Here is a 9,886-nt window from a genome sequence, read left to right on the forward strand (position 1 = left end):
AAGGCATGCGCCGATATCCGGCGCATGGCAAAAGGCCCGATCACCTGAGTGATCGGGCCTTTTGCATGAATCTGGTTGCGGGGGCAGGATTTGAACCTGCGACCTTCGGGTTATGAGCCCGACGAGCTGCCAGACTGCTCCACCCCGCGTCTGGAGGGGGCGAATAATAAGGGCAATATCCCGAAACGCCAAGCTCTTTTTGCACGGAGCCGGCTTTTTGCACCCAAAAGCAAGAGGGCCAACCTCATGGGCTGGCCCTCTTGCAGATCATTCTGGTGCCCCCTGACGGAATCGAACCGCCAACTGATGATTACAAGTCAACTGTTATACCACTTAACTAAGGGGGCTCCGCCGGGCTGCCGGTGGTGCTGTCCGTAATGCATGCGCATGGACGGAAAAGGCTTGCCTGCACTATCCTTGACGAAGGCGCAGGCCCGAGCGAGGGCCGGATTATAAACAAACCGACCCTTTCACGCAGCCTTCCTGACGCGCATGCCCCCTGCCATCAAGCCAGACGCCCCCCTGGAGGGCCCGGAAAGCTCCGGCAAACCGCCGATCCGCCTGCTCTTCATCGAGGATTCGGAAAACGATGTCCTGCTGATCCTGCATCACTTCCGCAATGCGGGCTATGCGCCCGTCTTCCACCGGGTGGCCTCCGCCGCCGAGATGCGCAAGGCGCTGGAGCAGGAGCGCTGGGATCTGATCCTGTGCGACCACAACCTGCCAGGCTTCAGCGCCCAGGGCGCCCTGCACCTGACCCGCGAGCTGGCCCTTGACCTGCCCTTCATCATTGTCTCGGGCGTCATGCAGGAAGACGAGGCGATCGCCGCCATGCGTGCCGGCGCCCACGACTACCTGAGCAAGAACAAGCTTGATCGCCTGATTCCCGCCGTGGAGCGGGAGCTGCGCGAGGTGTGCAACCGCCGCGAGAAACACCGTGCCGAACACACCCTGCGCCAGAGCGAGGCGCGCCTGCGGGCGCTCACCGACAACATTCCCGGCGTGGTTTTCCAGATGGGCTACACCCCCGAGCGCACCCTGGGTTTCCAGTATCTCAGCGAGGCCGCCGCGATGCTCTTCGGCGCACCGGCCGAAGAGCTCATCGGCGGCTCGACCGGCTGGCTCACCTGGCTGCTCGACGACGACCTGCCCGGCTTCATCGACGCGGCCACCAGCTCGGCCGACAACCTGTCCACCCTCAACTGGGAGGGGCGCATCCAGCTCCCCACCGGCGAGCAAAAATGGATCAACCTGCGTAGCTCGCCACGTCTGTCCGAGTGCGGCAAGGTGGTGTGGGAAGGGGTGATGTGGAACATCACCCACAGCAAACGCGTGGAAGCCGATCTGCGGGAGTCCCGCAGCCAGCTTGCCGCGCTCTCCAACCACCTGCAGCGCATCAAGGAAGACGAGCGGGAACGCATCGCCCGAGATGTGCACGATGTGCTTGGCGGCACCCTGGTTGCCATGAAGTTCGAGATGTCCCTGCTCGAATCCAAGCTCGACACCCAGCTCGCCCAGGCTCGGGAACGGGCGCGCAACGTGGGACGCATGGTGGATGACGCCATCGCCACCGTCGGCCGCGTGACCCGCGAGTTGCGCCCCGGCATCCTCAAGGATTTCGGCCTCGCCGCGGCAATCGAAAGCCAGGGGGAGGACTTCGCCCAGCGCACCGGCATCACTTGTAACATTCTCTGCACCGATCACGACCTCGACCCGGACTACGATACGGCCCTGGCCCTGTTTCGCATCTTTCAGGAAGCCCTGACCAACGTCAGCAAGCACGCCCGGGCAAGCGAAGTGAATGTGCGGCTGATGCAGGAGGGCGACGAGGTGGTGCTGGAGATCGCCGACGATGGCTGCGGCCTGGCCGCCGCCGACCTGCAGAAACCCCGCTCCTTCGGCCTCCGGGGCATCCGGGAGCGGATGAGCAGTCTGAGCGGACGGCTGGAGCTGATCCCGGTTGAGCCCCACGGCACCCAGCTCGTGCTGTACGCCCCGCTCCTGCCAGCCCCGGCCGAAGAGCCGCAGAACAACAACAGGAGTACCCCACGATGAGCAAGCCGATTCGCGTCCTGATCGCCGACGACCACGCCATCGTCAGGCAGGGCCTGCGCCAGATCCTCTCCGACACCCCCGACCTCACTGTTTCCGGCGAGGCAGAGAACGGCGTCCAGGCGGTGCAGATGGTGCGCAACGGCGAGTGGGATGTGGTGCTGATGGATGTCTCCATGCCCGACCGCAACGGCATCGACGCTCTCAAGCTGATCAAGAAGGAGTTTCCGCGCCTGCCGGTGCTGATCCTCAGCATGTACCCCGAAGAACAATACGCCATCCGTGCCCTCAAGGCCGGCGCAGCGGGCTACCTTACCAAACAGAGCGCCCCCGACCTGCTCGTTACCGCCATCCGCCAGGTGGCCAGCGGCAAGAAATACGTCAGTCCCTCTCTGGCCGAGGAACTGGCCAACGCCATCGGGGAAGACTCCGAGCGCCCGGCCCACGAAAAGCTCTCCGACCGGGAATACCAGACCCTGTGCATGATCGCCTCCGGCAAGACGCCCACCGAGATTGCCGAGGCCCTGAACCTGAGCGTCAAGACCGTCAGCGTGTATCGCGCCCGCCTGCTTGAAAAGATGCACCTGCGCAACAACGCCGAACTGACCCACTACGGCCTCAAGCACGGCCTCGCCGAGTAGGCCGGGCCGCAAGCCCCCACATCGGCAGCTCTTCCGCCGGCAATGCGCGCCAGCGCAGTTTTTCGGCCTTGCGTCGCAGCAGGGCTCAAGCCCGGGGCCGAATCGCCGATATCCAAAAAGATTTCCCCAGAAACCGTTGTTTGTGAGCCTGCAAAGCAGCATTTCACAGCAGGACGCCGGATGATTCAACGCTTCCCTGCCCCGCGCCGACCCAAAATGACCGACACCAGCCAACCTTCGGAAGTCGCACGTGAAACCCTGCGCCAGCTCGCGCTGCGGCGGATCGCTCCGACACCGGACAATTACCGTGCGCTCTACCACGAGATCGCCGGATCGGTGGCCGAAGACGTCTTTCCTGAACGTGCGCTCAAGCTGATCGCTGCAGCCCTGCCCCGCAACAACCACGAATCCCTGCGCCTCCTCCGCGACTTTGAAAGTGCTGTTGCCCAATCCGACTGGGCTGCACTGCGCAGCGTGCTCGCAGACGGCTTCACCCGCGACGAGCAGTTCGATCTCAACTGGGGCACCGTGCTGCGCGACCTGATTGCCGAATGGGACAGACGCCAGACCACGCTGACCCAGGCCCGCAAACGGGACATGCTCGACCGCGTTCTCAGCGCCTCCGGCAGCAACCCCGAGAAGCTCCACGAACGCCTGCAGGGCCTCCTCCGCGCCTGGTCCCGCAACGACGAGGAGGAGCTCCCTGGCAACGCGCCCGCAACAGCCCTGGCCGAAACCACCGAGACCACCGAGACCAGCCCGGCCACCAGCACCGCCAGCACCGACCGGGCTTTTGCCGACATGCTGGCCACACTGCTGGCCAGCCTCGCCGCCCAGATCCGGGCCAGCGAGCCCGAACTTGCCGGCGAAGCCGACGCCCTCGCCGAGGCGATCCGCTCCAGCCCCATGCCCGCCCCCCTGCGCGAGCGCCTCGACCGCCTGCGCGCCAGCCTCGACTGGGCCGCGGAAGACCAGCACGCCGTGCGCGAGGCCTTGCAGCGGGTGCTCCACCTGATCCTCGAGAACATCAGCGAACTCGTGGTAGACGACCGCTGGCTGCACGGCCAGATCGTCCTGATGGGCGAGATGTTCGACCACCCTCTGGACGTACGCATTCTCGGCGAACTCGAGAACCGCCTGCGCGACGTGATCAGCCGTCAAGGGGCCATCAAGTCCGAACTCAGCAATGCCCAGGCCCGCCTGAAGGAGATGCTGGCCCGCTTCGTCGATCGCCTCGGTGACTTCTCCGAATCCACCGGCGAGTACCACGACAAGATCGAGAAATGCGCCGAGCGCATCGTTGGCGCCGCCGACATTACCGAGCTGACCGACGTGATCGCAGAAGTCATGCGCGAGACCCGCACGGTGCAGGAGTCGACCCGACGCTCCCGCGAACAGCTCCACGAACTGCAGACCCGGGTTCACGACGCCAACAGCGAGATCAGCAGGCTGCAATTCGAACTTGAGCAGACCAGCGAACTGATCCGTCACGATCCCCTCACCGGCGTTCTCAACCGCAAGGGGCTGGACGAAGCCCTGTCCCGCGAGACCGCACTGGCCCGGCGCCGCGGCACCGGCCTGTGTCTCGGCCTGCTCGACGTGGACAACTTCAAGCAGATCAATGACAACCACGGTCACCAGACTGGCGACGAAGCCCTCCAGCACCTGGTCGAAGTCGTCCGCGACAACGTCCGGCCCCAAGACTCGGTAGCCCGCTACGGCGGCGAGGAGTTCGTCATCCTGCTTCCCGACACCAGCCTCGACAGCGCCATAGCCACCCTGGTGCGGCTCCAGCGCGCACTCACCAAGCGCTTCTTCATGGCTCGCCAACAAAAGCTGCTGATCACCTTCAGCGCAGGCGTAGCCGAGTTGCGTGACAACGAGACCCCGGAAGATGCCATCGACCGGGCCGACAAGGCCATGTATATCGCCAAGCGCTCAGGCAAGAACCGGGTCATCGCCGCCCCCTGAACAGCACCGGCCCAGGCGGCCCTGCTTATGCTAAATTCGTATCGATATGGCATACACATCGATACGGACAGGTCTCTTCCTGCTCATTCTTTCCGCGGCCACCGCGCTGCAAGCCGAGCCCCTCGGGCGACTCTTCTTCAGCCCGGCCGAACGCCGCCCTGCCCCCCCCCCCCCCCCCCCCGCCCTGCCACCGCAACCACCTCCACGGCTTGACGGCATCATCACCCGCAGCGCCGGCGCACCCACCCTGTTTCTCGACGGCCAGACCGCCGCAGCCCGACCCGACCAGGTGCGCATCGAGGATGCAAGCGCCCTGGTGCGAAGCCCCGACGGGCGCCAGCACCGCCTACGAGTAGGCATACCGCCGCGTGACGCACCGTGACAGCCCGCCCCCGTCAGCAGGGCATGATCCTGCCCGCCCTCGTCCTGCTGCTGTCCCTCGGCGGACTCGGCTGGCTGCTCTCCGCCCAGGACAGCCCCGCCGACCAAGCCGCCCGCCAGCTCGCCGCCGACCGCCGCACCGACCAGGCCCTGCAAATCGCCCGGGAAGCCCTGCTTGGCTTTGCCGCCAACTACCGCAACAAGGAACATCCCAACGCCGACTTCGGCTACCTGCCCTGCCCCGATCTGGATGGCGACGGCTCGTCGGAAACCTGCGGCGGCCAGGGGCAACCGAGCGTCGGTCGCCTGCCCTACCTCACCCTCAACCTGCCCGACCTACGCGACGGCAGCGGCGAGTGCCTGTGGTACGCCGTATCAGGGGCGTTCAAAAACAACCCCAAGGCCGACGTCCTCACCTGGGACAGCACCGGCAGCTTCCGTCTGCTTGATGGCGACGCCCGGGTGATCGCCCTGCCCGGCGACCAGGCCGGCCTGGCCGCCGCACTGATCATTGCCCCCGGCCGCCCCCTCCCCGGCCAGCAGCGCAGCCCTGGCCCCGGGCGCTGTGGCGGTGACCCGGAAGCCCGCCGCATCGACGCCTACCTGGAGAGCATCGGCACCCTCTCGGGCGCCGGGCCCATCGACGTAGCCACCAACCGCCCTGGCGGCAACGACCGCATGGTCGCCATCGACACCGCGGACATCTATCTCCAGCTGAAAAGCCGCGCCAGTTACGCCGCCCATCTGCAGAAAGTCTTTCAGGCCCTGGCCGACTGCGTGCTCACCAGCAGGCTGCCCAGCCCGATCGACAGCCAGATCCACGGCCCGGTCAACCTGGGCCGCCTGCCCGCCCTCGACAGGCTGCAGGGCCCCTGCCGCAACGCCGACCTGCGCGACCCCGCCGCCAACTGGGCCGAGGTGGTGCGCTACGCCCGCTGCAACAGCGGCACCGCCTGTCTGGCGGGGGCTGGCCAACGCTGCCGCGGCGCCCTCCTCTTTGCCGGTGAACGCCACCCCACCCAGCGCCGGCTCGGCCCTCGAGAGCAGCAGGGCATCGACGCCTACCTGGAAGAAAGCACCCTGGCCGCCCTCAGCGCCGGCCAGCTCCGAGCGCTTCCGGTACAGATCACGCTCCCCTTTACCGCTCGCCACCAGCCTGCTACCGGTGACGTGGCCCTGTGCCTGCCCTGAATCTGCCGCGAGCCTCCGATGCCCCCCCTCCGCACCATGCCGAAGAATCCCGAATTGCCAGCCCATGCCAGCCCCGGCTTCACCCTCATCGAAATGGCGGTGGTGCTGCTCATCCTCAGCCTGCTGGCCGGCAGCCTCGGGGCCGGCCTGTCCAGCCACCTTGCCCGTCGGGCCGAGCGGGCCACCGACGACGCCCTTGATGAAGCCCGCGACACCCTGCTCGGCTACGCATTACGCAAAGGCCACTTCCCCTGCCCGGCCAAGGGCCCCCAGGACGGCACCGAGGATCGCAGCGGCGGCAGCTGCGCCCGGCATGTGGGCCTGCTGCCATGGGCCACCCTTGGCATCCACGGTGTGGATGGATGGTCGCGTCGCCTGCGCTACGCCGTCACCCCCGCCTACACCCGCAACATCACCAGCGTAGACGACGGCACCATTGAGCTCGTCACCCGCAATCTGGACGGCGCCGAGCTCAGGCTCACCACTGCCGGCGGCCTCACCCCGGTGGTCATCCTGTCCCACGGCCCCAACGGCCTGGGTGCCATCACCGCCGACGGCAGCCTGCAGCCCCCACCCCTGCCCGGCAGCGACGAAGCCCGCAATACCGACATCAGCGCCCGCCTGTTCGTCAGCCGCGGGCTGTCCGAAAACCCCGGCGCACCAGGCGGCGCCTTTGATGATCGGGTCAGCTGGATCTCGCCCAACCTCATCGCCCACCGTCTGATCGGTGCCGGCCGCCTGCCCTGAAGACACAATCTTCCACACACCCGACACTGGCCGCCCTTGACCCCCGTCCCCCGGGGGCATGACACTCGGGCCGATTCAATCACCGCCTGTCATGCCATGCCGGTCGCCCGGTCTCTAGCCGTCCTCAGTCGCCTGATCCATGCCGGCGTACGCCCGGAGGACGATGAAGAACGACGCCTGCGCCTCTCGCTGCTCAATCTGGCCAGCCTGCTGTTTGGCCCCGCCGCCCTGCTCTGGCTGTGCATCGGCCATCAACTCGACCCTGCGTTTTCAGCCGTACCTGGCGCCCTGGTGCCGCTTCTGGTGCTGCTCAACTACGCCCTCTTTCCCCGACACCGGCGCTTTGTGCGCTACCGGGCCAGCCAGCTCGGGCTGATGCTGGTCTTTCCCCTGCTCAACCTGGTCAGCCTGCCGCCCACCCCCGCCACCTCGGGCCTGGCCCTGTGGGCAGTCATCGCCCCGGCCGGCGCCTTGCTCACCGTCGGCAATGCGGCCTCCAACCTGTGGTTCATCGGCTTCCTGGCGCTCACAGCCCTTTCGGCCGGCGTCGGCCCGCAGGCGGCCAGTTCCCTGTTCATGGCCCTCCACGTCACCCTGGTGTCCGGCGTGCTCTACCCCCTGCTGCGCTTTGCCCTGCGCCAGCGGGGCAAGACCCGCGCCCGCCTGGCGGCCGCCCACCGCCAGCTGCGCCGCGAGCAAGAACGCTCCGAGCGCCTGCTCCTCAACATCCTGCCGGCCCCCATCGCCGCACGCCTGAAGGAACAATCCGGAACCATCGCCGACGGACACTCCGAGGTGGTGGTGATGTTTGCCGACATCGTCAACTACACCCGCATCGCCAGCGACATGCCGCCAGAAAAGGTCTTCGAGCTGCTCAACCGGATCTTCTGCCGTTTCGACGAGCTCACCGACGAACGCGGCCTGGAGCGCATCAAGACCATCGGCGACGGCTACATGGTGGCCGGTGGCCTCAACGCCCACCCGCGGGAGCCCCACGCCGCAGCCGCATCCCTGGCCATCGCCATGCAGTCCACCCTGCGCGACCCAGCCATCACCGACGGTCTCGCCCTTGAACTGCGTATCGGCATCGCTTCAGGACCGGTCGTAGCCGGCGTGGTGGGGCGGGGGAAGTTCATCTACGACCTGTGGGGCGACACCGTCAACCTGGCCTACCGCCTATGCACCGAAGGCGAGCCCAGCGTGATCCAGTGCGACGGCCGCATGTTCGAACGCCTCGGCAACACCTTCGTTTTCGCCAAGCCCTTGCTGCTCGCCCTCAAGGGCAAGGGCTACGTCCCCGTGTATCGCCTGCGCAGCCCGCGCATCTTCGCCGTCAGTCCGGCTGCTCGGCGACGCACACCGGAAGCAGCCTGACAGGCACCCGAAAGCTCGCTTCAGTAATGGGGCGGAATCTCTTCCCGCAGATCCCGCGCCTCGGCCGAGGGCGTGGATGACTGCAGCTGCCTGGCCAGCGCCACCAGCTGCCGCTGCAGGGCGTCGATCTGCTCCTGCTGGCGGTGCACCGTGAGGTTGAGGGTGTCCACCAGATCTTCGGTCAGGGCGAGCTTGATCTCGATTTCCATCAGTCGGGATTCCATGTTTCGGCCCATATGTGAGTAAGCCCCGGATTGTCCCACGCCGCAGCACCGCGCCAAACCTCACTTTGCCGGCCATGGTCGACGCTCCCCTCGCGACCGGGGATAATGTCGGGTTGCAAGCGGCCGACCGAGCCGCACACCCACCCCCGAGAGCACCACCATGAGCCACTCCCGCAAGCAACTTGAACTCCTCGCGCCCGCCCGTAATGCGGACATTGGCATCGAGGCGGTCAATCACGGCGCCGACGCCGTGTATATCGGCGGCCCCGCCTTTGGCGCCCGAGCCAACGCCGAGAACACGGTGGCCGACATCGAGCGCCTTGCGCGCCACGCCCACCGCTTCGGGGCGCGGGTTTTCGTCACCTGCAACACCATTCTCCACGACGCCGAGATCGACGGCGCCGTGCAGCTCATCCGCCAGCTCCACGAAGCCGGGGCCGATGCCCTGATTGTCCAGGACATGGGCCTGCTCGAACTCGACCTGCCGCCCATCCAGCTCCACGCCAGCACCCAGACCGACATCCGCCACCCCGAGAAAGCACGCTTTCTGCAAGACGTGGGCTTCTCCCAGATCGTGCTGGCCCGGGAGATGACTCTCACCGAGATCAAGAAGGTGGCCGCCGCCACCGACTGCACCCTGGAGTTCTTCATCCACGGCGCCCTGTGCGTGGCCTTCTCGGGCCAGTGCTACATCAGCCACGCCCATACCGGCCGCAGTGCTAACCGCGGCGAATGCTCCCAGGCCTGCCGCCTGCCCTACGACCTCACCGACAAGGACGGCAATCTGGTGGCCAGCAACCAGCACCTGCTGTCCATGAAGGACAACAACCAGAGCGCCAACCTGCGCGCCCTGGCTGACGCGGGCATCAGCAGCTTCAAGATCGAAGGCCGCTACAAGGACATGGCCTACGTCAAGAACATCACCGCCCACTACCGTCTGATCCTCGACAGCATCATGGAGGACGCGCCCGAGTACTCGCGCACCTCCGCCGGGCGCAGCACATTCCTGTTCACACCCCTGGCCGACAAGACCTTCAACCGCGGCGCCACCGACTACTTCGTCAACGGCCGCACCGCCGACATCGGTGCCTTCGACTCACCCAAGTTCGTTGGCGAACCGGTGGGCAGCGTGATCCGCCTTGACGGCAAGCAACGCCGTCATTTCGACACCACCAGCGCCGTCGAGCTGCACAACGGCGACGGTCTCAGCTTCTACGACCGCAAGGGCGAGCTGGTAGGCCTGCGGGTCAACCGGGCCGAGAAGATTGGCGACGACTTCCGCATCCACACTGCCGAGCCCCTGCC

At 66.5% G+C, this 9,886-nt stretch carries 9 protein-coding genes and 2 tRNA genes; 8 read left to right on the forward strand and 3 right to left on the reverse strand.

Features of this window, described 5'->3' with window-relative positions; genetic code table 11:
- Window positions 1-72 precede the first annotated feature (72 nt).
- A tRNA-Met gene (locus tag PHI64_RS19060) sits at window positions 73-149 on the reverse strand.
- A gap of 124 nt (window positions 150-273) precedes the next feature.
- Window positions 274-347: transfer RNA gene (locus PHI64_RS19065), tRNA-Thr, on the reverse strand.
- A 145-nt stretch (window positions 348-492) separates the two neighbouring features.
- Here PHI64_RS19065 and PHI64_RS19070 point away from each other — a divergent pair.
- The 7 genes from PHI64_RS19070 (at window position 493) to PHI64_RS19100 (ending at window position 8,357) form a co-directional block, all read left to right on the forward strand.
- Complete coding sequence (locus PHI64_RS19070) at window positions 493-2,055, forward strand: histidine kinase (protein ID WP_299886334.1); 1,563 nt, start codon at window positions 493-495, stop codon at window positions 2,053-2,055.
- Window positions 2,052-2,693, forward strand: a complete 642-nt coding sequence (locus PHI64_RS19075) for a response regulator transcription factor (protein ID WP_299886337.1) — start codon at window positions 2,052-2,054, stop codon at window positions 2,691-2,693. The genes PHI64_RS19070 and PHI64_RS19075 overlap by 4 nt, the downstream gene beginning before the upstream one ends.
- A gap of 216 nt (window positions 2,694-2,909) precedes the next feature.
- Window positions 2,910-4,664 (forward strand): diguanylate cyclase, encoded by a 1,755-nt coding sequence (locus tag PHI64_RS19080; protein ID WP_299886341.1) that lies wholly within the window; start codon window positions 2,910-2,912, stop codon window positions 4,662-4,664.
- A 46-nt stretch (window positions 4,665-4,710) separates the two neighbouring features.
- On the forward strand, window positions 4,711-5,046 hold the full coding sequence (locus PHI64_RS19085; RefSeq protein WP_299886344.1) for a hypothetical protein: 336 nt from the start codon (window positions 4,711-4,713) through the stop codon (window positions 5,044-5,046).
- Complete coding sequence (locus PHI64_RS19090; RefSeq protein ID WP_299886347.1) at window positions 5,043-6,236, forward strand: hypothetical protein; 1,194 nt, start codon at window positions 5,043-5,045, stop codon at window positions 6,234-6,236. The genes PHI64_RS19085 and PHI64_RS19090 overlap by 4 nt, the downstream gene beginning before the upstream one ends.
- 18 nt (window positions 6,237-6,254) lie before the next feature.
- Window positions 6,255-6,983: a type II secretion system protein gene (locus PHI64_RS19095; protein ID WP_299886350.1), complete on the forward strand. Its 729-nt coding sequence runs from the start codon at window positions 6,255-6,257 to the stop codon at window positions 6,981-6,983.
- A gap of 36 nt (window positions 6,984-7,019) precedes the next feature.
- Window positions 7,020-8,357, forward strand: a complete 1,338-nt coding sequence (locus PHI64_RS19100) for an adenylate/guanylate cyclase domain-containing protein (RefSeq protein WP_299886353.1) — start codon at window positions 7,020-7,022, stop codon at window positions 8,355-8,357.
- A gap of 20 nt (window positions 8,358-8,377) precedes the next feature.
- On the opposite strand, the gene PHI64_RS19105 is transcribed toward PHI64_RS19100, so the two are convergent.
- Window positions 8,378-8,581: a SlyX family protein gene (locus PHI64_RS19105; RefSeq protein ID WP_296414226.1), complete on the reverse strand. Its 204-nt coding sequence runs from the start codon at window positions 8,579-8,581 to the stop codon at window positions 8,378-8,380.
- Window positions 8,582-8,741: 160 nt separating this feature from the next.
- Between PHI64_RS19105 and PHI64_RS19110 the strand changes: the two genes are divergently transcribed.
- On the forward strand, window positions 8,742-9,886 hold a 1,145-nt coding region (locus tag PHI64_RS19110), incomplete at its 3' end, for a peptidase U32 family protein (protein ID WP_299886357.1).

Source organism: Zoogloea sp. (assembly GCF_028689785.1).
Lineage (GTDB): Bacteria > Pseudomonadota > Gammaproteobacteria > Burkholderiales > Rhodocyclaceae > Zoogloea.

Bases quoted from the DNA above. Each gene is read 5' to 3' on its own strand.
- PHI64_RS19070 (WP_299886334.1), top strand. From the start codon at position 493: ATGCCCCCTGCCATCAAGCCAGACGCCCCCCTGGAGGGCCCGGAAAGC.
- PHI64_RS19075 (WP_299886337.1), top strand. From the start codon at position 2,052: ATGAGCAAGCCGATTCGCGTCCTGATCGCCGACGACCACGCCATCGTC.
- PHI64_RS19080 (WP_299886341.1), top strand. From the start codon at position 2,910: ATGACCGACACCAGCCAACCTTCGGAAGTCGCACGTGAAACCCTGCGC.
- PHI64_RS19085 (WP_299886344.1), top strand. From the start codon at position 4,711: ATGGCATACACATCGATACGGACAGGTCTCTTCCTGCTCATTCTTTCC.
- PHI64_RS19095 (WP_299886350.1), top strand. From the start codon at position 6,255: ATGCCCCCCCTCCGCACCATGCCGAAGAATCCCGAATTGCCAGCCCAT.
- PHI64_RS19105 (WP_296414226.1), bottom strand. From the start codon at position 8,581: ATGGAATCCCGACTGATGGAAATCGAGATCAAGCTCGCCCTGACCGAA.